This window comes from Ruegeria sp. YTSC192 (assembly GCF_059609705.1).
On the sequence record NZ_JBXWMG010000003.1, the window covers coordinates 16,951 to 42,966 of the forward strand.

The following is a 26,016-nucleotide window of genomic DNA, read 5'->3' on the forward strand; positions in this document are numbered from 1 at the left end:
AATGATCTGCGATCAATCCGCCGTCAAAAGCGGAGGTTTGTTGCCCGGAATACGCGGCTGATCGGGGCCGAGTATATCCAGATGCAGATCGCCTTTCTTGACAGACACACGAACAACACCGCCCTTGGCGAGTTTGCCAAACAGCAACTCTTCGGCCAGAGGCTTTTTGATGTGCTCTTGGATCACGCGGCCCAGAGGGCGGGCGCCCATCTTGTCGTCATAGCCCTTGTCGGCCAGCCATGCAGCGGCTTTGGGCGTCAGGTCGATGGTCACGCCGCGATCCAAAAGTTGCGCCTCAAGCTGCAGAACGAACTTCTCGACCACCTGCAGGATGACCTCTTTCGGCAGCGGCGCGAAGGAGATCACCGCGTCCAGACGGTTGCGGAATTCCGGCGTAAATGTCCGCTCGATCGCGGCGGTATCTTCGCCCTCGCGACGGTCGCGGCCAAAGCCGATGGCGGCCTTTGCCTGTTCCTGCGCACCCGCGTTCGAGGTCATGATCAGTACCACGTTGCGGAAATTCACCGTGCGGCCGTTGTGATCGGTCAACTCGCCATGGTCCATGACCTGCAGCAGGATGTTGAACACATCCGGGTGCGCCTTTTCGATCTCATCCAGGAGCAAGACGCAGTGAGGGTGCTGGTCGACGCCATCCGTCAGCAGACCGCCCTGATCAAAGCCAACATAGCCCGGAGGCGCACCGATCAGACGGCTGACCGCGTGTTTCTCCATGTATTCGGACATGTCGAAGCGGAGCAGTTCCACGCCCAGATTATCGGCCAGCTGTTTCGCGACCTCGGTCTTACCCACACCGGTTGGACCGGCGAACAGGTAATTGCCGATGGGCTTTTCAGGCTCCCGCAGTCCGGCGCGGGCCAGCTTGATCGCGCTGGCCAAGGCCACAATCGCATCGTCTTGCCCAAACACCACCCGCTTCAACGAGGATTCGAGGTCTTTCAGAACCACTGCATCGTCTTTGGTAACGTTCTTCGGCGGGATACGGGCGATCTTGGCGACGACGGCCTCGATTTCCTTTACACCGATTGTCTTGCGTCGCTTGCTTTCGGCCAGCAGATGCTGCGCGGCACCGGCCTCGTCGATCACGTCGATCGCCTTGTCCGGCAATTTGCGGTCGTTGATATAGCGCGCTGAAAGCTCCACAGCGGTTTTGATCGCATCCGCTGTGTATTTGATGGCGTGGTGCTCTTCGAAGTACGGCTTCAGACCGCGTAGGATCTTCACGCTGTCTTCGACCGAAGGCTCGTTCACGTCGATTTTCTGGAACCGGCGGCTCAGCGCGCGGTCTTTTTCGAAGTGTTGACGGAATTCCTTGTAAGTGGTCGACCCCATGGTGCGCAGCTTGCCCCCCTGAAGCGCTGGCTTCAGCAGGTTGGAGGCGTCCATGGCCCCGCCCGAGGTTGCCCCGGCACCGATCACAGTGTGGATTTCGTCGATGAACAGCACCGCATCAGGGTGATCTTCCAACTCGGTCACGACGGCCTTCAGACGTTCTTCGAAATCACCGCGATAGCGGGTTCCGGCCAGCAGCGCGCCCATGTCGAGCGAGTAGATGGTGGTGTTCGACAGAACATCCGGGGCTTCACCGGCCACAATCTTGCGGGCCAGACCTTCGGCAATTGCCGTTTTGCCCACGCCTGGGTCACCTACCAACAACGGGTTGTTCTTGCGGCGGCGGCACAGCACCTGAATGCAGCGCTCGACCTCATCGGCGCGGCCGATCAGCGGGTCCACGTCGCCCGCGCGTGATTTTGCGTTCAGATCGACGCAATACTTACCCAAAGCGCTTTCTTTTTGATCTTCGTCGCTGGCAGTGGCCTGCACTTCATCCTCGACCTGATCCGCGCCCGAGACCGAGCGGCTTTCGCCGTAGGCCGGGTCTTTCGCGACGCCATGCGCGATGAAATTGACCGCGTCATAGCGGGTCATGTCCTGTTCCTGCAGGAAATAAGCAGCGTTGCTTTCACGTTCGGCGAAGATGGCAACCAGAACGTTGGCGCCTGTGACCTCAGTCCTGCCTGAACTTTGCACGTGAATCGCTGCGCGCTGGATGACGCGTTGGAATGCTGCCGTGGGCACGGCCTCGGATCCGTCGATATCGGTGACGAGGTTCGACAGATCCTCATCAATGAATTCGACCAATGTGCTGCGCAACTCGTCCAGATCGACACTACAGGCTTTCATGACCCGGATCGCGTCAGGCTCTTCCAAAAGCGCGAGTAGTAAATGCTCTAACGTAGCAAACTCATGCCGCCGTTCATTCGCTGCTGCCAGAGCTGCGTGAATGGCTTGTTCCAAAGTGCTCGAGAATGAAGGCACGCGGGTGCTCCTCTGTCTTGGGTCAGAAGGGGGCAGGCTTGCGGCCGGATCCCCATCCCAACCATGTCCTCATACTATTAGAGTTTGGTTGATCGACGCCCGGCTTCAAGGGTTTTCTTTCACTTGACAGTCACATTTGTTGTGAGAGTGGCCGTGAGGAGGGGCAAATAGGCATCAAAAATTGTCTTTTCTACCCCTGATTTCGGTAAAAGCAGCAATCGGGTCTGCGCCTTCCATGCCCAAAAGAGCCAGAATCGCCGGATCATCGGGGCGAAGGAACGGGTTGGTTGCCTTTTCCAGACCCAGTTTCGAGGGCACCGTGGGTTGCCCTGCGGCGCGCGCGCGGTCGATATCGGCGATGCGCTGTTGCAGTGACGCATTGTTCGGATCAACGGTGGCGGCGAATTTGGCGTTAGACTGGGTGTACTCATGGCCCGAACAGACCAGCGTGTCATCCGGCAGCGCCGCAAGCTTACTGAGTGAGCGCCACATCTGCTCTGGCGTGCCTTCGAACAAGCGCCCGCATCCCAGCGCCATCAGGCTGTCTGCGGTGAAGATCACCGCGCTTTGCGGCATGTAAAAGGCGATGTGACCCAAAGTATGCCCCGAGACATCCAACACCTGCACTGGCTCACCCGCAAACTCAAAACTATCGCCATCGCTGACTTGTTGGTCGAGCGCAGGCAGGCGATGCGCGTCGGCGGCGGCTCCGATCACCGTGGCTGGGTGTTTTTCAAGAATTCCTGGCAGCCCGTCGACATGATCCCAGTGGTGATGGGTCAGCAAGACATGGCTGAGGGTCCAGCCGCGCGCCTCCAACTCGGCCAGGATGGGCCCGGCTTCTGGTGCGTCGATCAGCGCGGTCGCGCCGCTTTGGGCATCATGCGCAAGAAACGCATAATTGTCGCTGAGACATGGGATGGTTACGATCTCAAGAGGCATGGCCTTTTGCCCTTTCGTTGCTAGACTGCGCCTCAGCTAAGCCGATTGACCGGGTGTCCGCAATGCATCTTGATGTGCAGGATCTGAGGAATTTCTACTATCGCAGCACGCTGGGCCGTGCGGCGCAGGCCGCGATTCGTGGCCGGTTGATCGACCTCTGGCCCGAGGCCAAGGGCCAGACGGTGGCCGGATTTGGCTTTGCGGTCCCTCTTCTACGCCCCTACCTGGCCGATGCGCGGCGGGTCATCGGATTGATGCCCGGCCCTCAGGGGGTAATGCCGTGGCCTGCCGGAATGCCCAATGTTTCGGTCCTGACCGAAGAAACGCTCTGGCCGATCGAGACGGGACATGTGGACAAGCTGGTGGTGATGCACGGGCTTGAGACATCGGAAAAGCCCAGCAAGGTGCTTGATGAATGCTGGCGTGTTCTGGGGCCCGGGGGCAGGGCGCTTTTTGTGGTGCCGAACCGTGCGGGGTTGTGGTCGCGGTCCGACCGGACGCCTTTTGGGTTTGGCCACCCATATTCGGCCACGCAGTTGGAAAACCAGTTGCGCAGCCATCACTTTGTTCCCGAAAGCCATTTTTCAGCACTGTACCTGCCGCCTTCGTTCCGGAGGTTCTGGCTGAAATCGGGCAGCCTGATCGAAAAAACCGGCCAACGTATTCCCACCATAATGGCCGGAGGCGTGCTGATGGTCGAGGTCAGCAAACTGATCCGCCCGCCAAGCGGTACGGTCACCAAGGACAAGGTGAAACGCCCGATCAAGGCGCTGGACGGTTTGTTGAAACCGGCGTGACGACTCCGTGCATTCAGCGGGAAAAATTGCGGATAAATGGCCACAGGAATCGCAAAAACCTGCAAATCAGTAACATTTTTCAACTGCGCCGGGGGGTCCAAACCGTCGCACTTGGGTTAAGCTTATGAAAAATAACGATTTGTGGATAATTCTGTTACCGCTATAGCATATTGCTTGGTGGAAGCACCTCTGATACATCCCCGGTGATTTTGATCCCCGCCCTTCAAGGACGGGGTTTCTTCACGCCCCCGAGGTGGCTGCTTGCGCGGTTTTCGGGGCCTAAAGTATCGGAAGGGTGGACGTGTCCGAACCAGCTTCGATTTCCACAGGCATCGCCGAGCGCTATGCCACCGCGATTTTCGAGATCGCAAAAGACAACAATGACCTTGCAGGTCTGGAATCCGGCATCAATGATCTTGCGGCAGCACTGGGCGACAGCGCCGAGCTGCGCGACCTGATTGCATCCCCGCTGGTTTCCCGCGCCGAACAGGAAGGCGCGATTGCCGCAATCGCTGATAAAATGGGTCTCAATGAGATCCTGCGTAACACGCTGGCCCTGATGGCGCAGAAGCGCCGCCTGTTTGTGGTGCCGCAGCTGGTTCAGGTTCTGCGTGACATGCTGGCCGAAGAGCGTGGCGAAGTGACCGCCGATGTCGCCTCGGCCAAGGCGCTGACCAAGACACAACTGGATAAACTGTCCAAAACGCTGTCCGAGCGTGTGGGCAAGACCGTGACAATCAATGCGACCGTGGATGAAAGCCTCATCGGCGGTCTTGTCGTTAAAGTGGGCTCGAAAATGATCGATAGCTCGATCCGTTCGAAGCTGAACTCCCTACAGAATGCAATGAAAGAGGTCGGATAAATGGGAATCCAAGCTGCAGAGATTTCTGCAATCCTGAAGGACCAGATCAAGAATTTTGGTCAGGAAGCCGAAGTGGCCGAGATCGGCCGCGTGCTGAGTGTCGGTGACGGGATTGCCCGTGTATACGGCCTGGACAACGTGCAAGCGGGTGAAATGGTCGAATTCCCCGGCGGCATCATGGGCATGGCGCTGAACCTGGAAAGCGACAACGTGGGTGTCGTTATCTTCGGCTCTGACCGTGACATCAAAGAAGGTGACACCGTCAAGCGCACCAACTCGATCGTGGACGTTCCGATTGGTAACGGTCTGCTGGGTCGTGTTGTTGACGGTCTGGGTAACCCGCTGGACGGCAAAGGCCCCATCGAATCCACCGAGCGCGGCGTTGCAGACGTCAAAGCGCCCGGCATCATCCCGCGTAAATCGGTGCACGAGCCGATGGCAACCGGCCTGAAATCGGTTGACGCGATGATCCCGATTGGCCGTGGTCAGCGGGAACTGATCATTGGTGACCGTCAGACCGGTAAAACTGCCGTTGCTCTGGACGCGATCCTGAACCAGAAAACCGTGAACGAAGCAGCTGGCGACGACGAGTCGAAGAAACTGTACTGCATCTACGTGGCGGTTGGTCAGAAGCGTTCGACGGTTGCGCAGCTGGTGAAGAAACTGGAAGAGTCCGGCGCGATTGAATATTCGATCGTTGTGGCCGCAACAGCGTCCGACCCGGCGCCTATGCAGTTCCTGGCGCCGTACTCGGCAACCGCAATGGCAGAATACTTCCGTGACAACGGCCGTCACGCGTTGATCATCTATGATGACCTGTCGAAGCAGGCTGTGTCCTATCGTCAGATGTCGCTGCTGCTGCGTCGTCCGCCCGGCCGTGAAGCCTATCCTGGCGACGTTTTCTACCTCCACTCCCGCCTGCTGGAGCGTTCGGCGAAGCTGAACGAAGACTTCGGCGCAGGTTCGCTGACCGCACTGCCGGTTATCGAAACCCAAGGTGGTGACGTATCAGCCTTTATTCCGACCAACGTGATCTCGATCACCGACGGTCAGATCTTCCTTGAAACCGAACTGTTCTATCAGGGCATCCGTCCTGCCGTGAACACCGGTCTGTCGGTTTCGCGTGTGGGCTCCTCGGCTCAGACCAACGCGATGAAGTCGGTTGCCGGTCCGGTTAAGCTGGAGCTGGCCCAGTACCGCGAAATGGCTGCGTTTGCGCAGTTCGGTTCCGACCTCGACGCCGCAACCCAGCAGCTGCTGAACCGCGGTGCGCGTCTGACCGAGCTGATGAAACAGCCGCAGTACTCGCCGCTGACCAACGCTGAGATTGTCTGCGTCATCTTCGCCGGTACCAACGGTTACCTCGACAAGATCGACGTATCGGATGTTGGCCGCTACGAGGCCGGTCTGCTGGCGCATCTGCGCGGCAAGCACGCCGACCTGCTTGACTGGATCACCAACGAAGATCCCAAGATCAAGGGCGACGCTTCCGATAAGATCAAGGCTGCGATTGACGAATACGCCGCAACCTTCGCTTAAGGGAGAGGCGGGCATATGCCAAATCTTAAGGACCTTAAAAACAGGATCGAGTCGGTCAAATCGACCCGCAAGATCACCAAGGCCATGCAGATGGTCGCGGCTGCAAAACTGCGCCGCGCCCAGGAATCTGCCGAAGCCTCGCGCCCTTATGCCGAACGGTTCAATGCCGTGATGGCAGGGCTGGCGGCATCGGTCGGGGGCAGCGACAGCGCCCCCAAGCTGCTCCGTGGTACGGGCAGTGATGATGTCCACCTGCTGGTTGTGATGACAGCTGAACGCGGCCTGTGCGGCGGCTTCAACTCGAACATCGCCAAGCTGGCCCGCCAAAAAGCGGACGAGCTGCGCGGCAAGGGCAAGACGGTCAAGGTTCTGACCGTCGGCAAGAAAGGCCGCGACGCGCTGAAGCGTGATTTTGGCGATCTGTTCGTCGGGCATGTGGACCTGAGCGAGGTCAAGCGCATTGGGTACACCAACGCGCAAGACGTCGCTAAGGACGTTCTGTCCCGCTTCGACGGGGGTGAGTTCGACGTTGCCACGATCTTCTACTCGAAGTTCGTCAACGTTGTGACCCAGATCCCGACGGCACAGCAGATCATCCCCGCCTCGTTCGAGAATGAGGCGACGGGTGAGGACAGCGGTGCCATCTTCGATTATGAGCCCAGCGAAGAGGCCATTCTGGCCGATCTGCTGCCCAAGGGGGTTGCGACTGCGATCTTCTCGGCTCTGCTCGAAAACGGAGCATCTGAACAGGGTGCACGGATGTCCGCGATGGACAACGCGACACGCAATGCGGGTGAGATGATCGACAAGCTGACGATCCAGTTCAACCGCTCGCGTCAGGCCGTGATCACCAACGAGCTGATTGAAATTATTTCCGGCGCCGAAGCGCTGTAAGATAACCGGAGACGAAACATGGCGAATGCAAAAGGCAAAGTCACACAGATCATCGGGGCCGTCGTCGACGTGCAGTTCGATGACGCGCTGCCTGAAATTCTGAACGCGCTGGAAACCAGCAACAACGGCAAGCGTCTGGTATTGGAAGTTGCCCAGCACCTGGGTGAAAACACCGTCCGTACCATCGCGATGGACGCGACCGAAGGTCTGGTCCGTGGTGAAGAAGTCACCGACATGGGCGCACCGATCTCGGTTCCCGTAGGGAACGCCACGCTGGGCCGCATCCTGAACGTTGTTGGCGACCCCATCGACGAAAAGGGCCCGGTTGAGGCAACCGAATCCCGCGCGATTCACCAGCCTGCTCCGACCTTTGCGGAACAGTCGACCGAGTCCGAAGTTCTGGTCACCGGCATCAAGGTTGTTGACCTGCTGGCCCCTTACGCCAAAGGCGGTAAGATCGGCCTGTTCGGCGGCGCTGGCGTTGGTAAAACCGTTCTGATCATGGAACTGATCAACAACATCGCAAAAGTGCACTCGGGCTTTTCCGTGTTCGCGGGTGTTGGTGAACGGACCCGTGAAGGCAACGACCTGTATCACGAGATGATCGAATCGAACGTGATCAAGCCGGACAACCTGGAAGAATCGCAGGTTGCGCTGGTTTACGGTCAGATGAACGAACCTCCGGGTGCGCGTGCGCGTGTTGCTCTGACCGGTCTGACCCTGGCCGAGCAGTTCCGCGACCAGTCCGGTACCGACGTTCTGTTCTTCGTCGACAACATCTTCCGCTTCACGCAGGCGGGTTCCGAGGTTTCGGCTCTGCTGGGTCGTATTCCTTCGGCCGTGGGCTACCAGCCAACACTGGCCACCGACATGGGTGCACTGCAGGAACGTATCACCTCGACCAAGTCGGGTTCGATCACCTCGGTGCAGGCGATCTACGTGCCTGCGGACGACTTGACCGACCCCGCGCCAGCAACCTCGTTTGCTCACTTGGATGCGACCACCGTTCTGAACCGTGCGATTTCGGAAAAGGGTATCTACCCGGCTGTTGACCCGCTCGACTCGTCGTCGCGTCTGCTCGATCCGGCCATCGTTGGTGAAGAGCACTACAAGGTTGCCACCGACGTTCAGCAGATCCTCCAGCGCTACAAGTCGCTGCAGGACATCATCGCCATCCTGGGGATGGACGAACTGTCGGAAGAGGACAAACTGACCGTGGCCCGTGCCCGTAAGATCGAACGCTTCATGTCGCAGCCGTTCGACGTGGCGCAGGTCTTCACCGGCTCGCCGGGTGTTCAGGTTCCTCTGGATGTCACCATCGCGTCGTTCAAGGCTGTTGTGGCCGGCGAATACGATCACCTGCCCGAGGCGGCCTTCCTGATGGTTGGCGGCATCGACGACGTGATCGCCAAAGCGGAGAAGATGGCCGCAGAAGCCGCCTAAGGAGTATCCCTGATGGCAAACACAATGCAATTCGACCTCGTCAGCCCCGAGCGGAGCCTTGCTTCGCTTGAGGCCACCGCGGTCCAGCTTCCCGGCGCGGACGGGGACATGACGGCGATGCCCGACCATGCCCCCACGATTACCACGCTGCGCCCGGGGCTACTGAAGGTCGACGCTCCCGAAGGCACCAGCGAGTATCTGGTGACTGGTGGGTTCGCTCAGATCAACGGTGATGGCCTTTCGGTTCTGGCCGAAAAAGCCATTCCGGTCACCGAAGTGAACCGGTCGCATCTGGACGACCTGATCGCTGACGCGCGCGCTTCGCACGAAGCGGCCAAGGAAGGTGATGATCAGTCCATCGTCGACGAAGCCGCCAAGCTGCTGGCCGATATGGAAGCCCTTGGAACGCATATGAGCCTGTAACAGGTTCCGCTGCAGAAGAATTGAACGGCCTCGCTTTTGCGGGGCCGTTTTTTTGTCGTGATTTTGAGGTATCTGTGGGATAAGTTTCGGTAATTACGAGTAAAAGACACAAAATATGAAGACTTTTCGCACCCATCCCATAGGCATTGATCAAGGCGAGACAGTATTATTCTCGGACTTTTCCAATGGCGGCGACATGTGGACAGGCGAAGGCCCGCGTGAACGTCGCTCCCCGGTGAAGTTCAGCCAGCCGTTCCGGTCACTGCCGGTGATCCAGATCGGGGTGTCTTTGTGGGATGTGGATACATCCTCGGCCCTGCGCGCCGAGGTTCAGGCCGAAGAGATCACCGCCGAAGGGTTCACGGCGGTGTTTCGAACATGGTCCGACACGCGGATCGCGCGTATCCGCGCCTCATGGATGGCGATTGGTGAGGTTGCCCATGAAGACGATTGGGACATCTCATAAGGCCGATTTGGCGGCCTGCAGGTCATGCAGGCCAGCGCTTTGATCAGTCTTCGATCATGTCCACGCGTGTTGCGTGGCGGCCACCTTCGAACTCGGCCGTCAGGAATGCGTCTACGATGTCGAGGGCCTGACCTTCACCGATGACGCGCGCGCCGATGGACAGCATGTTGGCGTTGTTGTGCTGGCGGATCATCCGGGCCGAGAACGTATCCGAGCAGACGCCACAGCGGATACCCGGAACCTTGTTTGCAGCCATCATGATCCCCTGACCTGTGCCACATAGCAGAATACCCAGCGTACAATCGCCCGAGGCCACACGTTCAGCTGCAGCCTTGCCGTGCAGCGGGTAGTGCGTGCTTTCAGGCGTGGTGGGGCCGATATCGACGACCTCCCAACCGGCTTGGGCGATATGCGCGGCAAGGGTCTGGCGCAGGTCGATGGCGGCGTGGTCGCTGGAAAGAACGACGCGTTTGGTGTCAGTCATGAGAACGCTGTCCCGCTATGTGTTGGTGGAGATGGGGCAGGGGCGTCCTAGTCCGCCGCTGCTGAAAAGAAAAGGGCGGCTATCGCAAGCCGCCCTGTCAGATCAGTCCATCTGGTACATGGATTCGTAGATCGGGGTCAGGGTCTTGTCCTCGAACAGGGACGAGACGCTGGTGCCGTTCCAGATGTTCAGGATGGCTTGGGTAAAGATCGGTGCGGTCGGCACGATGCGGATGTTCTTGGCCTTCAGGATCGCATCGGTTGGCTGAATCGTGTCGGTCAGTACCAGAGATTTCATCACCGAATTTGTGACACGCTCGACCGCGGGGCCGCTCATGACGCCATGCGTGATGTAGGAGTGGACCTCTTTCGCGCCGTTATCCAGCAGCACCTGCGCTGCTTTACACAGGGTACCGGCTGTGTCGCACATATCGTCCACAATCAGGCAGATCTTGTCTTTGACGTCGCCGATGACGGTCATCTCGGCGACTTCGCCTGCTTTCTCGCGGCGTTTGTCGACGATCGACAGCGGGGCTTCGATCCGCTTGGCCAGTTCGCGCGCTCGGGCCACGCCGCCCACGTCGGGCGAAACGACCATGATCTCATCCAGGTTGTCCTTGAACTGGTTTTTCACATCCAGCGCAAAGATCGGAGACGCATAAAGGTTGTCGACGGGCATATCGAAAAAGCCCTGAATCTGGGCTGCGTGCAGATCCATGGTCAGGATACGCTCGATCCCAGCGCCGGTCAGCATGTTGGCGACCAGCTTGGCCGAGATCGGTGTACGCGCCTTGGTACGACGGTCCTGACGGGCGTAGCCAAAGTAGGGGATCACGGCGGTAATCCGCTGCGCGGACGAGCGGCGCAGCGCATCAGCGATGATCAACAACTCCATCAGGTTGTCATTCGCCGGGTTCGAGGTGGGCTGGATGATGAACATATCCTCACCGCGTACGTTCTCGAACACTTCGACGAAAATCTCACCGTCGTTGAAGCGCTCGACACGGGCATCGACCAGCCCCTGATCGACGCCGCGATACAGGCTCATGCGGCGTGCAATGGTTTCGGCAAGCGGAAGGTTAGCGTTCCCAGCAATCAGCTTGGGTTCGTGGAGTGTCGGCATCGGCTGAAGTCCCCGGGCAGCGTTGGCAATGTGACAGATTCGTGATGTTGACACCGCTTAGCATGGCCTTACGGTTCCGCAAAGACAACGCAGCGGAGAAAGTGCAGATGACCCAGATTGACTACTATTTTGCGACAATTTCGCCCTATACCTATCTGGCCGGCACACGGTTGGAAGAGGTGGCGGCCAAACATGGCGCGACGATCAACTACAAGCCGCTGGACATCATGGCGCTGTTCGGGCGCACGGGCGGGACACCGCCAAAAGACCGGCACATTTCCCGCATTGAATACCGCGCACAGGATCTGGTGCGGGCCGCGAAAAAGCTTGGTGTGCCGTTCAACCTGAAGCCTGCGCATTGGCCGACCAATATGGCTCCGTCCTCATATGCTGTGATTGCGGCGGCCAAGGACGGATCGGGGGATGTGGGCAAGCTGTGCCATTCCCTGTTGCGGGCTTGCTGGGCCGAGGAAAAAGACATCGCGCAGGATGACGTGATCCGCGACTGCCTGACGCAAGCCGGGTTCGATGCCGGTCTGGCCGATAGCGGGTTGTTGGTGGGGGCCGAGACCTATGCCGCCAATCTGGAAGAAGCCGTCGAGAGCGGTGCCTTCGGCGCACCCTTCTACATCACGCCGGATGGTCAGCGGTTCTGGGGGCAGGACAGTCTGGACGACCTCGACCAACATTTGGCCGAGTTGAAAGGCTGAGCCCGGCGCTTTGCGTTTTGCATTGGCAAGGTGATCGAAATACGCGTTCGACCGAAGGGAGAGGCAGCGAATTTCGATTCAGTACAAACGTAAACTGCCCTACAGATGGGATAGAAACTGGTCGATCTGTTCATGGCTGATCGACCAGTCGCAGACCAGACGGCAGGGCAGAGGCTCTGCCTCATCCGCACCTTCCAACTGCGCTCCCCAAAGGTGATAAACTGCGCCCGCAGCATGAAGCTGGCGATGTTTGGCGCGCGGGAAGGAGGCGAAAATCATGTTGGCCTGTGGCTCGTGCAGGAAATCGGCCCCTTTCGCGCGCAGACCCTCGGCCAAGCGGGCGCAGTTTGCATTCGCCTGACGGGCCGATGTCAGCCAAAGATCGCCTTCCAGATAGGCTGCCATCTGAGCAGACAGATATCGGTGTTTCGAGAACAGATGCGCCCCGCGTTTGCGGCGCAGCTCGAACTCCCATGCTTTGGATTCGTCGAAGAAGATCACGGCCTCGACGCCCATCAACCCGTTCTTGGTGCCGCCAAAACTGACCGCGTCCACACCGGCCTTCCATGTCATCTCTGCCGGTGAACATCCCAATGCGACCAGAGCATTCGTGAACCGCGCCCCATCCAGATGCACCGGCAGGTCATGCTCCTTCGCAACGGCGCATAGCGCTTGCAATTCTTCCAGCGAATAAACCGACCCTCTCTCAGTCACTTGTGTGATAGACACCGGCCCGCGTTGCGGTCCATGCACGCCACGCGTTTCTTCTACGGAAATCGTCCGGCGCAGGGCCTCGGGGGTCATCTTGTCAGTGCCGGGTACTAGGGTCAGTTTGGCGCCGCTGTAGAATTCGGGCGCATTGCATTCATCCTCGTGGATATGCGCGACCGGAGAGCAGAAGATCGTCTCCCACGGCTTGGAGAGGGTGGCCAGTGCCAGTGAATTCGCCGCCGTTCCGGTGGCCACCAGATAAACCGCCGCGCCGGGGGCTTCGAAAATGCTGCGAAGGCGATCACGGACTTCGTTCATCAACGTGTCAGCCCCGTAAGCCATCTGATAGCCCTGATTGGCTTCGGTCAGTTTTGCCAATACCTGCGGATGGACAGGCCCGGAATTGTCAGAGGCAAAATACATCAGGTCGGCTCCTCAATGATATAGTCTTCCCACTCTTCCATGGGGGTCTCGAACTCGGACACGGTACGCCCTTGAACCGACACACCGGCGGCATGGACAGAGTCGGCTGTGCCAGACAGCAAGGGGTGCCAATCATAGAGAGGCTTGCCCTCCCACAGCAGGCGATAGGCGCAGGTTTGGGGCAGCCAGTAGGCGTGCGAGTCGATGTTGTCCGGCGTCATGACGATGCATTCGGGCACGAACTGGTGCCGGATGTCATACTGGGTGCAACGGCAACTTTCATCGTCCAAAAGGCGACAGGCAACACAGGTCAGCGCGACCTCGCCCGTGTCTTCGTCTTCCAGCTTGTTCAGACAACACTTGCCGCACCCATCGCAGAGCGCCTCCCACTCGCGCTGGTTCATCTTGCGCAGGGGTTTGCGTTCCCAAAAGCGCGGAGGCAGATCCGCGCGGTTGATCGGATCCACGCTCATCGCGCGGCCAGAATGTCGCGTGACTTCGCGCAATCGGCATCCATCTGGGCGATCAGCCCGTCCAGACCATCGAACTTCATTTCGGGCCGCAGGAACTCGACCAAACCGACCGAGAGGGTTGCACCGTAAAGATCGCCGGAGAAATCAAACAGGAAGGTCTCGATATTGGGGACCTCACCATTGAACATCGGTCGCACGCCAATCGACGCCGCGCCTTGGTATGAGCCCTTGTTGGGGCCGTCCAGAACGTCCACCAGAACGGCATATACGCCGAACTTTGGCGGGTGCAGGCCCTCAATCGACATGTTTGCGGTGGGAAAACCCAGCTCGCGCCCGCGCTGCTCACCGCCGATGACCTCACCTTCGATCCGATGCCAATGGCCCAGCATTGCCGCCGCATCGCCGGGGCGTCCTTCGCTGAGTGCAGTGCGGATCGCAGTCGAAGAGATTACGTTTTCGGATCGTTCCATCAAGGGGGCGATGGTCACGCCGAACCCCATTTGCTCGCCAAAGCGCACCATATCCTGCGCCGTTCCGATCCGCCCCTTACCAAAGCAGAAATCGGCACCCACAACGATATGAGACAAGCCCAACCCGTCGCAGATCACATTGCTCGCGAATTCCTCGGGGGTCAGCCCGGCCAAAGCGGCATTGAAGGGCAGCTCGTATAGCTTTTGCACGCCCAGCTTCTCAAGCCGGTGCGCCCGCGCGTTCCCCCGCATCAACCGGAACGGAAGCGCATCGGGTGCAAAATACTCACGCGGGTGCGGTTCAAACGTCAGCACGCCCAAAGGCGCATCCGGAGCCGCATCGCGGGCCATCTCAATAACCGACTGATGCCCTACATGGACGCCATCAAAATTCCCGATCGCCACGCTGGCGCCGCGATCTTCTGGCTCGATATACTGGAAGTCCCGGATGATCTGCATGCGCTTTGGGTACTGTTCATCAACAGTTTGTTCAAGCGTGACCTTCGAAAAATTCGGACAAATCAGCCCGTTCGAATGATCGGGAGGGGTAGAAAAACAGCCGGTTCTGCGCCAACTGGCGCAGCGCCCCGGTCAGGGTATCTGGAATTGATCCCATTTGCCCCTGGCTGACGGTGTTTGTCTTCTGATTCAGTCGAACTTGCGCGATGGGGCAAGGACCATTGCCTCACCAACCAGAACTTTCTTGCCATCGACCGCGCAGTGACAATCCAGCTTGACGCGGCGCTTGGCAAAATCAATGTCGACCACCTTGACCTCGGCATAGACCATATCGCCCGGGCGCACGGGGGCCAGAAACTTGAGCGACTGGCCCATATAGACCGTCCCGTGACCGGGCAGCTGTTCGCCGATCACGGCTGAGATCAACCCGGCCGTCAGCATCCCATGCGCGATGCGGCCTTCAAAGATCGTATCGCGGGCGTAATCATCGTCCAGATGCACAGGGTTCCGGTCGGTCGAGACCTGCGCGAACATCTCGATATCTTCATCCGTCACCACTTTGCGCAGGTGGCGGGACATGCCCATCTCGATGTCTTCAATACAGATCGTTCCGCGTGGAAGATTGTCCAACATGGTGCCCTCATCTGAAATCTGCCGAGTAATAAAAATCTACCATCGGCCATACGGTGGCAACTTTATTACTTCGCAACCGCAGAAAATCAAGTGAAAAATGACTAGCGCAAACGCCCGATTGTATAGGTGGGATTGATCTTTTCCCTTTCAATGTAGTCGCTTAGGGATTTTGCGTGGGGGTGGTGCGACGTTTTCGTTTCAGCCGCGGCCAACCCGCCTGAGATAAAGAGTGTATCGATTCCCTCTCCCATGCCGCCAAGGATGTCGGTATGCGGGCCATCACCGATAGCCAGAATGTCGCTGTCCGAGACGTCAACATCCATTTCCTGCACGCGACGACGCGCCAGATCGTAGATCGGCGGATGGGGTTTGCCGAAATACAGGCTCTCGCCACCCATCTCGGTGTAAAGCTTCGCCAAAGCGCCCGCGCACCATTCCCGTACTTCGCCTCGATCGACCACAATATCGGGGTTCGCACATAGCAGCTTCATGCCTTTTTGCTTGGCATAGAGGAAATCCGGGCGATTGACATCGGGATCCGCCATCGTGTCAAACGGACCGCAACAGACGATCCCTTCGGCCTGATCTAGAGGGACGCGTTCAATATGAACAGGATGGTCCAACAGCTTCAGAGGCTCGAAGAACCCCGCATCGCGTTCCCATTCGCCCATGAAGTAAACCTTCTCGCCGACCGTTCCGCGGAACATGGCTGAACGGGCTGAATCTCCGCTTGTGGCGATGGTATCGTAGGCGTTGGCAGCGACGTTGAACTGCGATAGCTGCGCGGCGACGCCCGCACGTGGTTTCGGCGAGTTTGTCACCAGAACAACGAAACCGCCCTTCGAGCGGAAGGTCTGTAGCGCAGCAACTGCTTCTGAATACGCAGTGATCCCATTGTGAACACAGCCCCAAAGGTCGACAAAAAGCACTTTGTAACGGTCGGAGATCTCGTGGAGGGCGGAGATGATCTGGGTCATGGGATTCCCTTTGGCATGGTCTGCGGACAGCCAAGCCTATGGCAGAGCTTGGCAGGTTTTGCCAGAGGGGGCGCTGCCCCCGCCGCGGCAAGCCGCGACTCCCCCGAGGTATTTTGAAACAGAAGAAGCAGGGGATCCGCACTTCATCTGGCTAAAAATATCTCGGAGCGCGAGGCAGAGCCTCGCATAAAAAAGGGCGCCCGCTTGGGGCGCCCTTGGGTCAGGTATCAAACCTTGAGGTTCGGGATGATCTGCTTTTTTCGGCTCATGATGCCTGGCAGAACCACGGCGTCGCCGTCGACCGATGCGCCGAAGCTTTTCTCTGCAACGGTTTTGACCAGATCATTTGGGACCAACAGGGTGGCTTCTTCGTTCAGGATGTCGACCACGAACAGCAGCACCTGATCGACGCCATCTTCTTTTGCTACGTCAGCCATCGACGCGGCCAAGCTGTCCTTGCGGTCCAGAACAACGCCCGGAGCCGTGGTTTCCAGAACCGATACACGGAACTTGGTGCCCTCGACTTCGTATTCCTTGCTGTCCATGCGGATCAACTCGGCATCCGAGAACGAGGACACATCCGATTTTGCCGCGAACATGTCCGCCGCATAGGCCGAGACATCCAGACCCAGTTCTGCCGCGAGCTTCTCGGCCACTTCGCGGTCATGCACGGTTGTGGTGGGCGAGCGGAATTCCAACGTGTCGGACAGAATGCAGGTCAGCGCTGCGCCCTTGATAGCTTCGGGCATCTTGGCGGCGTCGTCCCCCAGCAGGTCGACCATGATGGTCGCAGTGCAGGCCAGGGGGCGCACGGTGATATCGATCGGGCCTTTGGTTTCCAGGCCGCCCACCAGTTTGTGGTGGTCGATGATGGCGCGGATGTCGGCGCTGTTGACGCTGGCGGGCAGCTCGGCCGGGTTGTTGGTGTCGACGATAACAACCGGAGCGTCCGCTTCCACATCTTCGATGATGCGCGGTTTGGGTAGGTCCCAGCGCTGCAGCATGAAAGCGGCTTCGGTGTTGGGCTCGCCAAGCAAAACGGGCTCGGCCTGTTCGCCTTTGACTTCGTTCAGGTACCACGACCACAAGATCGGAGAGCCGGTGGAATCGGTATCGGGAGATTTATGACCAAATACTAGGGTTGTCATGTCAGCGTCCTGCGGATTGGAAATTTGCGCGCCTTATAGGGCGCGAGACATGGCTTGTCACCCGCTTGCGGGCCGCTGCGACTGTTGGTCTGACATGCCGAGAAATCAGAACGGCGCGCGCGTCAGCGTGTAGCCTTCCTTTTCCAGAAGCGAGAGCAAGCCGTATGTCTGGCTGAGATGCCCGGCACCTACCGCGATGACTGCCGTCTGATCCTGGATCCGCAGGATATGGTCCATCCAACTGTTATTGCGATCTACCAGCAATTGCTGTTCGAACTGCGCCCATTCGGCGTCGTAATCCTCTTGCGACAGGCCCGAGGCCTCGAACCCCTGCATCCGGGCCAGTTGCAGGATCTGCGCATGCTTTTCCTCGAGATACGCGTTGGCCATGGTGGCAAGGTGGTTTGCATCGGCCTGCATCGCTCCGGACAGGCGGACCAGTGAGTCGACCTGTTGTTCCAGCGAAAGCGTATCGAACATGGCCATCAAATCTTCGATCCGCTCCAGCGAGTGTTGGGGAATCCCGTGCGCTTCGGCCACATCTGTCAGGCGGGCATCCATACCATGGTTCGCATCGGGGTTCTGCATCAGGCAGGGCGGGATGCCCAGCATCATGCTCAGAAACCAGGGCCGCATTTTGGCCGCCATCCAGCTGGGAATGCCGCGCTCGGCCAAAGAAGTCGAAAGGACCGACCAGTCCTCGGTGCTCATCAGGTCGATCAGGGTGGGGCCTTCGGTGATCATTACGGGGCTCAGGTCATTGGCCAAGCCTTTCTCGAACGCTTCCATTTTGGCCTCGGTGACCTCGAAATAAATCGCGTCTGCCTGGGCAACGATGGGCGTCAGCCGTTCGACGACCGGCCCCATCCGTGGATCGTTGGTGTGTAGCGTTCCGATCAGGTGCAGGGTCGTGTCGCCCTTGGTGGCGATCCAGTGATTACCCTCTGGGTAGGGGACCGAGGCAAGGGATTGTTGCAGGGCGGCCTGATCTTCTGCTGACATCAAGGGTCGCAGGTCGTGACCTTCACAGGCGGCATGTACCGTCATCGGCAAAAGCAACAGTCCAAAAAGGGCCATCAGGCGCATAGGCGGTCCTTCCTCGGTTGGTCAAGCAAGCGATATAAGACTTAGGCATCCAAATGCAGCATATTCAAGGCGACCCATCTGGTATTTCGACACGAAACGCATAGCATTGGGCCATGGAGCGCGAGCAGGATCTATATCCCCCCATCAAGGCATTGTTCGAGAGGCAGGGCTATACCGTAAAAGGTGAGGTTGGCGCAGCTGACATCATGGCCGTGCGCGACGGGTCCGAGCCGGTGATTGTCGAGTTGAAACTGCGTTTTTCACTGGCTTTGTTCCATCAGGCCATCGCGCGGCTCAGGATCACGGATCAGGTCTATCTGGGGGTCAGCAAACCAACCGGACGCACCGCGCGTCGCGTGTTGCGGGACAATCTGGCGCTGTGCCGCAGGTTGGGTCTGGGCCTGATCACCGTTCGCGCGGACGGAGCGGTCGAGGTGCAGTGCGATCCCGGCCCCTACGCTCCGCGCAAGAACAAGGTAAAAGCAGGCCGGATGCTGCGAGAGTTTGATCGGTTGCAAGGCGACCCGAATTCCGGTGGTGCGACGCGGCACGGCATTGTCACAGCCTATCGCCAGGATGCTTTGAAATGCGCGGCTCATCTCGCTGAACATGGAGCCTGCAAAGGGGTTGAGGTCGCGAAGGCGACAGGCGTGGCCGAGGCCACTCGGCTGATGCGCACCAATCACTACGGCTGGTTTGGCAAGGTTGAAACAGGCGTTTATGCCCTGACGGATGCGGGGCAGGAGGGCCTGAAGCACTGGGCCTATAGTTGGGATCAGCCGGATTGAAGGTCTGGGTCGAAAAAATCCCTCACAGCTTGTTGACTCGGTGATGTACACCCCCTAGCTATGCGTCGTTATCACTCTTAACCCTTGAGTGCTAACGCCTCGTCATTCGACGAGGGGAGGATAGATAAACTTTGAGCCCAAGGAGCTGCAAAGATGGCATTGAAACCGCTTCATGACCGTGTGCTGGTTCGCCGTACAGAAAGCGAAGAGAAAACCGCAGGCGGCCTGATCATTCCTGACAGCGCAAAAGAAAAGCCCAGCGAAGGCGAAGTCGTCGCAACCGGCGAAGGCGCGCGCAAGGACAGCGGCGAGCTGATCGCAATGGCGGTCAAAGCTGGCGACAAGATCTTGTTCGGCAAATGGTCGGGCACCGAGGTCAACGTCAACGGCGAAGAGCTGCTGATGATGAAAGAAAGCGACATCATGGGGATCATCGAGTAAGCCGCCGCGCTTCACTCTGATCTTCATTACAAACTTATTTCTCAAGGAGAAACGACATGGCTGCAAAGGACGTCAAATTCGACACCGATGCCCGTAACCGCATGCTGGCAGGTGTGAACATCCTGGCCGATGCTGTTAAAGTGACCCTGGGCCCCAAAGGCCGCAACGTGGTTCTGGACAAATCCTTCGGCGCGCCGCGCATCACCAAAGACGGTGTTTCGGTTGCCAAGGAAATCGAACTGGAAGACAAGTTCGAAAACATGGGCGCGCAGATGGTGAAAGAAGTCGCCAGCCGCACCAATGACGAAGCCGGCGACGGCACCACCACCGCAACCGTTCTGGCACAAGCCATCGTTCGCGAAGGTCTGAAGCAGGTTGCAGCGGGCCTGAACCCGATGGACCTGAAGCGCGGCATCGACCTGGCGACTGCCAAGGTTGTTGAAGGCATCAAAGACGCGTCGCGCGAAGTCAAAGACAGCGCAGAAGTTGCTCAGGTCGGTACCATCTCGGCGAACGGCGAAGCCGAAATCGGCCAGCAGATCGCAGACGCGATGCAGAAGGTTGGCAACGAAGGCGTCATCACCGTCGAAGAAAACAAAGGTCTGGAAACCGAGACCGATGTTGTCGAAGGTATGCAGTTCGACCGTGGCTACTTGTCGCCTTACTTCGTCACCAATGCGGACAAGATGATTGCAGATCTGGACGACTGCATGATCCTGCTGCACGAAAAGAAACTGTCCTCGCTGCAGCCGATGGTTCCGCTGCTGGAGCAGGTGATCCAGTCGCAAAAGCCGCTGCTGATCATCGCGGAAGACGTTGAAGGCGAAGCGCTGGCAACCCTCGTGGTCAACAAACTGCGCGGCGGCCTGAAAATTGCTGCTGTCAAAGCACCGGGCTTCGGCGATCGCCGCAAAGCCATGCTGCAGGACATCGCGATCCTGACCGGTGGTCAGGTCATCAGCGAAGATCTGGGTATGAAGCTCGAGTCCGTGACCATGGACATGCTGGGCACCGCCAAGAAAATCGAAATCACCAAAGACGAAACCACCATCGTTGACGGTGCTGGCGAGAAAGCCGAGATCGAAGCACGTGTTGCTCAGATCCGCACCCAGATCGAAGAAACCTCGTCGGATTACGACCGTGAGAAGCTGCAAGAGCGCGTTGCCAAACTGGCAGGCGGTGTTGCTGTTATCCGCGTCGGCGGCATGACCGAAGTCGAAGTGAAAGAGCGTAAGGACCGTGTGGACGATGCTCTGAACGCGACACGCGCTGCCGTTCAGGAAGGCGTTGTCGTGGGCGGTGGTGTTGCGCTGGTTCAGGCCGGTAAAGCACTGGAATCGCTGGAAGGCGCAAACGCTGACCAGAGCGCTGGTATCAACATCGTTCGCAAGGCAATCGAAGCGCCGCTGCGCCAGATCGCCGAGAACGCAGGTGTTGACGGTGCAGTTGTTGCGGGCAAAGTCCGTGAATCCGGCGATGTATCGTTCGGCTTCAACGCGCAGACCGAAGAATATGGCGACATGTTCTCGTTCGGCGTGATCGACCCGGCCAAAGTTGTTCGTACCGCTCTGGAAGATGCGGCCTCGGTTGCTGGCCTGCTGGTCACCACCGAAGCAATGGTTGCCGACAAGCCCGCCAAAGAAGGCGCGGCACCTGGCGGCGGCATGCCCGACATGGGTGGCATGGGCGGCATGATGTAAGCAAGGCGAATTTCCGTAAGGAAATCCTGCCGATCCCGACAGGCGTTTGGCCGCAAGGCCAAGCTGCCGAGAGGGACAGCCCAACTGCTTACGAGCGGGGTCGCCTTTGGGCGGCCCCGTTTCGTTTTGAATGGCCGCTGTGCGGCCATGCCTCCGGCGGAGGTATTTTTGAACAGAAGAAGGATAGGCGTTGCGTTTGGCTGGAAAGTGAGTGTGCAAAGTGCGACCAACGCGTTATGCGGGCTTTATGAGATTGTTTTTGCTGACCTGCCTGACGATGTGTGCGTTTGCGGCCAATTCGATTCTGAACCGGCTGGCGATTGAGAGCGGGGCGAGTGATTCTGCGGGGTTCGCCGTCGTCCGTGTTCTCGCGGGGGCGGTGGTTCTGGCCGTGTTGGTTTTTTTGAAGGGTGGGGTTCTGCCGCTTCGGTCGCCACGCCGGATCATCGGGGCGGGGTCGCTGTCGCTCTATATGATCGGTTTTTCAGTGGCTTATCTAACCCTCGACGCAGGGTTGGGGGCGTTGATCCTGTTCGGTGTTGTTCAGATCACCATGTTCGCCGTCGGCGCTGTGACCGGAGCGACCCCTACGGCGCGCCAATTGGCAGGCGCAGCGGTCGCGCTGGGTGGGTTAGCCTTCGTGCTTTGGCCATCGGGGACCGTTCAGGTGGACGCCTTAGGGGCTGCACTGATGGTTGCGGCAGGAATTGGTTGGGCTGCTTATTCCTTGGCCGGACGGTCCGAACCGAACGCGTTGGAAGGCACGGCGGCCAATTTCGTTGTCGCCTTGCCCGTCACGGCTATGGCCTTGCTGGTGACAGGTGGCACTTGGCAGATGACCGGGTTTGGCTATTTTCTGGCGGCTCTGTCCGGGGGTGTGACCTCGGGCCTTGGCTATGCGCTCTGGTATCGTGTGTTGCCGCAGCTTGCCCCTTCGGTCGCGGCAGTCGTGCAATTGAGCGTTCCCGTCATTGCCATCTCTGCGGGAATTTTGCTGTTGAGTGAGGTGGCAAGCCTACGATTGATCATCGGCGCGACGCTGGTTTTGGGCGGGATCGCGCTGGCAGTACAGCGCAGAACCTGAGGTCACATCTTTCCCCGAGTTGAAATAGGCCTTATCTGGCGGGTATGAGAGTTCTTTTTGCCATAGTTCTTCTGTGTCTCCCGGTCGCCGCCCACGCAAAATGCGTGATTTTGCTGCATGGGTTGGCGCGAACCGAAGCGTCCTTTTCGGTGATGGAGCAGCTGTTCAAGGCGCATGGCTACTCGGTCGTGCGCCCCGGCTACCCTTCGACCGATATGGGTATTCCGGAACTGGCCGAGCAAACTCTGCCCGATGCGTTCGCTGAATGCGGGGACGACACCGCGAATGTCGTGGCGCATTCCATGGGGGGTATCCTGTTGCGCTATTGGCTGCAAGATCATGATCCGGAGGACTTGGGCCGCGTTGTCATGCTTGGGCCGCCAAATCAGGGCAGCCAGCTGGTAGATGAATTGAGCGCATGGGAAGTATTTGGGTATCTCAATGGTCCGGCGGGATTGCAATTGGGTACAGGTCCCGAAGGTATCCCACGTCAATTGCCAGCAGTTGAGTTCGAGCTTGGGGTGATCGCGGGAGAAAATTCTCTGAACCCGGTCTTTTCGTCGATGATAGACGGGCCTGACGATGGCAAAGTGTCGATCCGGACGACCCAGGTCGAAGGTATGGCGGATCACATCGTTCTGCCCGTGACGCATACTTTCATGATGAACAATCCTCGCGTCATGGCGCAGGCGTTGCACTTCATTGAGTTCGGGCAATTCGACCCGCAAATCACATGGCTTGATGGAGTGATGGACATAATTGACGAGATCTGTATCGGGCAGGATTGCTCGGAGCCGGACTCGGAGCGCACGGAATGACCACATTGGAACTGACCTTGACCGGAGCAGAGGTTCTGCTGCCGGAGGCCGGGTTGTCGCGTGTCGATTTGCCAATTGCCGAAGGGAAGGTGCAGGGCGACCGGACTGGGCGACAAATTGATCTGTCTGGCTATCTGGTTTTGCCTGGCATCATCGACCTGCATGGGGACGGGTTTGAACGTCACATTGCCCCGCGCCGTGGTGCCATGAAGCAGATGAACGAAGGCATTCTGTCGGTCGAGGCCGAGCTTGCCGCCAACGGAATCACCACCGGCGTTCTGGCCCAGTTCTATAGCTGGGAGGGCGGGGTGCGCGGGCCAGACTTCGCCTCTCAAGTGTTCAAGGCGATTGCCGAGGTCAAGGACGACACCGTCACGGATCTGATCCCGCAATTGCGGTTCGAGACGCATATGCTGGACGACTATGAATGGCTGGCCGAAAAGATCGCGGATTGGCGGGTGCCTTATGTTGTGTTCAACGACCACCTGCCGCATGACCGTCTGGCCGAAGGGCGCAAACCACCGCGTCTGACCGGGCAGGCCTTGAAAGCGGGGCGCAACCCCGATGCGCATTTTGAGATGCTGTTATCCATGCATGCCCGCAGCGACGAAGTCCCTGCCGCACTTGACACGCTTTGCGCTGCATTGACCCAAAACGGCGTGCGCTTGGGCAGCCATGATGATGCCACGTCTGAGACCCGTGCAGGATGGCGCGCCCGCGGCGTTTCGATCGCCGAATTCCCCGAAACTCTCGCCGCAGCCGAAGCCGCACGCGCGGCCGGAGATCACATCATCCTGGGCTCGCCGAACGTGGTGCGTGGTGGCTCCCACAAGGGCAACGCCAGCGCGCTGGACCTGATCGCGATGGGGCTGTGTGACGCTCTGGCCTCGGATTACCACTACCCCAGCCCGCGCCGCGCCGCGTTGATGTTGGCAAAGAGCGGGTTGCTGGATTTTGCAAGCGCGTGGGCGCTGGTTTCATCCGGCCCTGCACGGGTTCTCGACCTGACAGATCGCGGCACGCTGGTACCGGGTCAACGCGCTGATATCGTCATTCTGGACGCCAAAACCCACCGCGTCGCCGCCACCTTTGCTGGCGGACGTGTCAGCCATATGTCCGGCGATGTGGCGGCCAGATTTTTCACCTAACCGCCTCATCTTCTTCTGTTCAAAAATACCTCCGCCGGAGGCATCGCGCAGAATGCGCGATTTCTTTCAGCGGACGATCCGGTTGAAGTGTCCCATCTTCCGGCCTGGCTTGACCTCGGTCTTGCCGTACAGGTGCAGGGCAACGTCCCGCTCCTGCGCCAGTTCCGGTACACGGTCCATATCGTCGCCGATCAGGTTCTCCATCACCACATCCGAGTGCCGCTGCCCGTCGCCCAAAGGCCATCCGACCACGGCACGAATATGCTGCTCGAACTGGTCGACGGCGCAGCCATTCTGCGTCCAGTGGCCCGAGTTATGCACCCGAGGCGCGATTTCGTTCACGATCAGGCCCGAGGGTGTGACGAACAACTCCACACCCATCACGCCCACATAGTCCAGAGCATTCAGGACATTGGCTGCCAACAGAACTGCATCCGTCCGCTGCGCCGGGCGCAGGCGGGCAGGGATCGTTGTGGTGTGCAGGATGCCATCGCGGTGAACGTTCTCACCGGGGTCAAAGCAAGCGACCTGACCATCAAGTCCGCGGGCCGCGATGATCGAGACCTCGTGGGTGAATTCCACAAATCCCTCTAGGATCGCAGGCGCGCCCGCCATATCGGCCAGAGCAGCCTCGGCATCCTCAGGCGCGCGCAGGCGGGCCTGCCCTTTGCCGTCATAACCGAAGCGGCGGGTTTTCAGGATCGCAGGTGTGCCGATTTCCTCAATGGCCGTATTCAGGCTTGCCAGATCGGTGACGTCCGCAAAGGGCGCGGTGTTGAGGCCAAGACCTTGCAGGAAATTCTTCTCGGTCAACCGATCCTGACTGACCCGCAGAGCCTCGCGTCCCGGACGGATCGGGCGGTGGGCTTCCAGCAGGTCCAGCGCCTCTGTCGGGATGTTCTCGAACTCGTAGGTGATGACATCGACCGAGTCGGCGAAGGCGCGCAGCGCGTCGGCGTCGTCATAGGGCGCGGTTGTCACGCGGTCGGCGACTTGCGCTGCGGGCGGGTTCGCGCCCGGCTCAAAGATATGGGTCACAAACCCCAAGCGGGAGGCCGCGACCGACAGCATCCGGCCCAATTGGCCTCCGCCCAGGATTCCAATCCGGGCACCGGTTTGCAGAGCGTCACTCATCAACAGGCTCCTCCGGGATCGAGGCGGACAGAGCCTCACGCCACGCGTCCAGCCGTTCGGCCAGAGTGCTGTCCTGCAAGGCCAGAATACCAGCCGCCATCAAGCCCGCATTGGCCCCACCGGCCGAACCAATTGCCATGGTCGCCACAGGAAACCCTTTGGGCATCTGGACGATCGAATATAGCGAGTCGACGCCCGACAAAGCCCGCGTCTGCACCGGAACACCGATCACAGGCACGCGAGTTTTCGACGCCATCATGCCAGGCAAATGCGCGGCCCCGCCAGCGCCTGCGATGATCACATGCAGACCGCGCGACGCGGCGGTCTTACCATAGTCCCACAGGCGGTCAGGGGTACGGTGGGCCGAAACGATGCGTTTTTCATACGCGATGCCCAATTCATCCAAGATATTGGCGGCTTCTTTCATCGTGGGCCAATCCGATTGGCTGCCCATGATGATACCCACTTTCACATCGCTCATCCGCTTGCGTCCCTGCCGTTCGA

The 26,016-nt window shown here is 59.0% G+C and carries 27 protein-coding genes; 14 read left to right on the forward strand and 13 right to left on the reverse strand.

Annotated elements, in window-relative coordinates:
- Positions 1 to 12: 12 nt before the first annotated feature.
- Positions 13 to 2,337 carry an ATP-dependent Clp protease ATP-binding subunit ClpA gene (clpA, locus tag AC2FD8_RS05525; RefSeq protein ID WP_496854431.1) on the reverse strand — a complete coding sequence of 775 codons (2,325 nt, stop codon included), beginning with the start codon at positions 2,335 to 2,337 and terminating at the stop codon, positions 13 to 15.
- Positions 2,338 to 2,511: 174 nt separating this feature from the next.
- Positions 2,512 to 3,279 carry a hydroxyacylglutathione hydrolase gene (gene gloB / locus AC2FD8_RS05530; protein ID WP_496854432.1) on the reverse strand — a complete coding sequence of 256 codons (768 nt, stop codon included), beginning with the start codon at positions 3,277 to 3,279 and terminating at the stop codon, positions 2,512 to 2,514.
- Between the two features lie 62 nt (positions 3,280 to 3,341).
- Here gloB and AC2FD8_RS05535 point away from each other — a divergent pair, with 62 nt between their 5' ends.
- The 7 genes from AC2FD8_RS05535 (at position 3,342) to AC2FD8_RS05565 (ending at position 9,703) form a co-directional block, all read left to right on the forward strand.
- The gene (locus AC2FD8_RS05535) at positions 3,342 to 4,076 is read left to right on the forward strand and encodes a class I SAM-dependent methyltransferase (RefSeq protein WP_496854433.1); all 735 of its coding nucleotides are present in this window, start codon (positions 3,342 to 3,344) and stop codon (positions 4,074 to 4,076) included.
- Positions 4,077 to 4,377: 301 nt separating this feature from the next.
- A complete protein-coding gene (locus tag AC2FD8_RS05540; protein WP_496854434.1) occupies positions 4,378 to 4,938 on the forward strand; it encodes a F0F1 ATP synthase subunit delta in 561 nt (186 codons plus the stop codon).
- Positions 4,939 to 6,477: a F0F1 ATP synthase subunit alpha gene (gene atpA, locus AC2FD8_RS05545; protein WP_496854435.1), complete on the forward strand. Its 1,539-nt coding sequence runs from the start codon at positions 4,939 to 4,941 to the stop codon at positions 6,475 to 6,477.
- 15 nt (positions 6,478 to 6,492) lie between these two features.
- Positions 6,493 to 7,371, forward strand: a complete 879-nt coding sequence (locus AC2FD8_RS05550; RefSeq protein WP_496854436.1) for a F0F1 ATP synthase subunit gamma — start codon at positions 6,493 to 6,495, stop codon at positions 7,369 to 7,371.
- A gap of 18 nt (positions 7,372 to 7,389) precedes the next feature.
- On the forward strand, positions 7,390 to 8,814 hold the full coding sequence (atpD, locus tag AC2FD8_RS05555) for a F0F1 ATP synthase subunit beta (protein WP_496854437.1): 1,425 nt from the start codon (positions 7,390 to 7,392) through the stop codon (positions 8,812 to 8,814).
- Positions 8,815 to 8,826: 12 nt separating this feature from the next.
- Positions 8,827 to 9,237 carry a F0F1 ATP synthase subunit epsilon gene (locus AC2FD8_RS05560; protein WP_496854438.1) on the forward strand — a complete coding sequence of 137 codons (411 nt, stop codon included), beginning with the start codon at positions 8,827 to 8,829 and terminating at the stop codon, positions 9,235 to 9,237.
- A gap of 115 nt (positions 9,238 to 9,352) precedes the next feature.
- A complete protein-coding gene (locus tag AC2FD8_RS05565; RefSeq protein ID WP_496854439.1) occupies positions 9,353 to 9,703 on the forward strand; it encodes an H-type lectin domain-containing protein in 351 nt (116 codons plus the stop codon).
- A gap of 43 nt (positions 9,704 to 9,746) precedes the next feature.
- Here the strand turns inward: AC2FD8_RS05565 and rpiB are convergent, their stop codons facing one another.
- Both rpiB and AC2FD8_RS05575 read right to left on the reverse strand, forming a co-directional pair.
- Positions 9,747 to 10,187, reverse strand: coding sequence for a ribose 5-phosphate isomerase B (gene rpiB / locus AC2FD8_RS05570; RefSeq protein ID WP_170480487.1), 441 nt, complete (start codon positions 10,185 to 10,187; stop codon positions 9,747 to 9,749).
- Between the two features lie 102 nt (positions 10,188 to 10,289).
- A complete protein-coding gene (locus AC2FD8_RS05575) occupies positions 10,290 to 11,309 on the reverse strand; it encodes a ribose-phosphate pyrophosphokinase (protein WP_496854440.1) in 1,020 nt (339 codons plus the stop codon).
- Positions 11,310 to 11,416: 107 nt separating this feature from the next.
- On the opposite strand from AC2FD8_RS05575, the gene AC2FD8_RS05580 reads away from it, so the two are divergent.
- On the forward strand, positions 11,417 to 12,019 hold the full coding sequence (locus AC2FD8_RS05580) for a 2-hydroxychromene-2-carboxylate isomerase (protein WP_496854441.1): 603 nt from the start codon (positions 11,417 to 11,419) through the stop codon (positions 12,017 to 12,019).
- A 99-nt stretch (positions 12,020 to 12,118) separates the two neighbouring features.
- Here AC2FD8_RS05580 and AC2FD8_RS05585 read toward each other — a convergent pair whose 3' ends face one another.
- The 7 genes from AC2FD8_RS05585 to AC2FD8_RS05615 form a co-directional block, all read right to left on the reverse strand.
- Positions 12,119 to 13,153 (reverse strand): threonine aldolase family protein, encoded by a 1,035-nt coding sequence (locus AC2FD8_RS05585; protein ID WP_496854442.1) that lies wholly within the window; start codon positions 13,151 to 13,153, stop codon positions 12,119 to 12,121.
- A complete protein-coding gene (locus AC2FD8_RS05590) occupies positions 13,153 to 13,626 on the reverse strand; it encodes a YcgN family cysteine cluster protein (protein ID WP_496854443.1) in 474 nt (157 codons plus the stop codon). The genes AC2FD8_RS05585 and AC2FD8_RS05590 overlap by 1 nt, the downstream gene beginning before the upstream one ends.
- Complete coding sequence (locus AC2FD8_RS05595; protein ID WP_496854444.1) at positions 13,623 to 14,555, reverse strand: bifunctional riboflavin kinase/FAD synthetase; 933 nt, start codon at positions 14,553 to 14,555, stop codon at positions 13,623 to 13,625. The genes AC2FD8_RS05590 and AC2FD8_RS05595 overlap by 4 nt, the downstream gene beginning before the upstream one ends.
- A 189-nt stretch (positions 14,556 to 14,744) precedes the next feature.
- Entirely contained in the window at positions 14,745 to 15,188 is a 444-nt protein-coding gene (locus tag AC2FD8_RS05600; RefSeq protein WP_496854445.1) for a MaoC family dehydratase, read from the reverse strand.
- 101 nt (positions 15,189 to 15,289) lie between these two features.
- Entirely contained in the window at positions 15,290 to 16,165 is an 876-nt protein-coding gene (locus AC2FD8_RS05605) for a TIGR01459 family HAD-type hydrolase (RefSeq protein ID WP_496854446.1), read from the reverse strand.
- 227 nt (positions 16,166 to 16,392) lie between these two features.
- Complete coding sequence (locus AC2FD8_RS05610) at positions 16,393 to 17,313, reverse strand: manganese-dependent inorganic pyrophosphatase (protein WP_496854447.1); 921 nt, start codon at positions 17,311 to 17,313, stop codon at positions 16,393 to 16,395.
- Positions 17,314 to 17,418: 105 nt separating this feature from the next.
- Complete coding sequence (locus AC2FD8_RS05615) at positions 17,419 to 18,390, reverse strand: TraB/GumN family protein (protein ID WP_496854448.1); 972 nt, start codon at positions 18,388 to 18,390, stop codon at positions 17,419 to 17,421.
- A gap of 122 nt (positions 18,391 to 18,512) precedes the next feature.
- On the opposite strand from AC2FD8_RS05615, the gene AC2FD8_RS05620 reads away from it, so the two are divergent.
- The 6 genes from AC2FD8_RS05620 to AC2FD8_RS05645 all read left to right on the forward strand — a co-directional run bounded on the left by AC2FD8_RS05620 (position 18,513) and on the right by AC2FD8_RS05645 (position 24,378).
- The gene (locus tag AC2FD8_RS05620; RefSeq protein WP_496854449.1) at positions 18,513 to 19,187 is read left to right on the forward strand and encodes a DUF2161 domain-containing phosphodiesterase; all 675 of its coding nucleotides are present in this window, start codon (positions 18,513 to 18,515) and stop codon (positions 19,185 to 19,187) included.
- A 153-nt stretch (positions 19,188 to 19,340) separates the two neighbouring features.
- Positions 19,341 to 19,628 carry a co-chaperone GroES gene (gene groES, locus AC2FD8_RS05625; protein ID WP_496854450.1) on the forward strand — a complete coding sequence of 96 codons (288 nt, stop codon included), beginning with the start codon at positions 19,341 to 19,343 and terminating at the stop codon, positions 19,626 to 19,628.
- A gap of 56 nt (positions 19,629 to 19,684) precedes the next feature.
- Entirely contained in the window at positions 19,685 to 21,328 is a 1,644-nt protein-coding gene (gene groL, locus AC2FD8_RS05630; protein WP_496854451.1) for a chaperonin GroEL, read from the forward strand.
- A gap of 247 nt (positions 21,329 to 21,575) precedes the next feature.
- Entirely contained in the window at positions 21,576 to 22,412 is an 837-nt protein-coding gene (locus tag AC2FD8_RS05635) for a DMT family transporter (protein WP_496854452.1), read from the forward strand.
- Between the two features lie 44 nt (positions 22,413 to 22,456).
- Positions 22,457 to 23,230, forward strand: coding sequence for an alpha/beta fold hydrolase (locus AC2FD8_RS05640; RefSeq protein ID WP_496854453.1), 774 nt, complete (start codon positions 22,457 to 22,459; stop codon positions 23,228 to 23,230).
- A complete protein-coding gene (locus AC2FD8_RS05645) occupies positions 23,227 to 24,378 on the forward strand; it encodes an alpha-D-ribose 1-methylphosphonate 5-triphosphate diphosphatase (RefSeq protein WP_496854454.1) in 1,152 nt (383 codons plus the stop codon). Before AC2FD8_RS05640 ends, AC2FD8_RS05645 begins: the two co-directional genes overlap by 4 nt.
- Before the next feature lie 66 nt (positions 24,379 to 24,444).
- Here AC2FD8_RS05645 and AC2FD8_RS05650 read toward each other — a convergent pair whose 3' ends face one another.
- Both AC2FD8_RS05650 and purE read right to left on the reverse strand, forming a co-directional pair.
- Entirely contained in the window at positions 24,445 to 25,512 is a 1,068-nt protein-coding gene (locus AC2FD8_RS05650) for a 5-(carboxyamino)imidazole ribonucleotide synthase (RefSeq protein ID WP_496854455.1), read from the reverse strand.
- The gene (gene purE / locus AC2FD8_RS05655; protein WP_496854456.1) at positions 25,505 to 25,993 is read right to left on the reverse strand and encodes a 5-(carboxyamino)imidazole ribonucleotide mutase; all 489 of its coding nucleotides are present in this window, start codon (positions 25,991 to 25,993) and stop codon (positions 25,505 to 25,507) included. The genes AC2FD8_RS05650 and purE overlap by 8 nt, the downstream gene beginning before the upstream one ends.
- Positions 25,994 to 26,016: the final 23 nt, after the last annotated feature.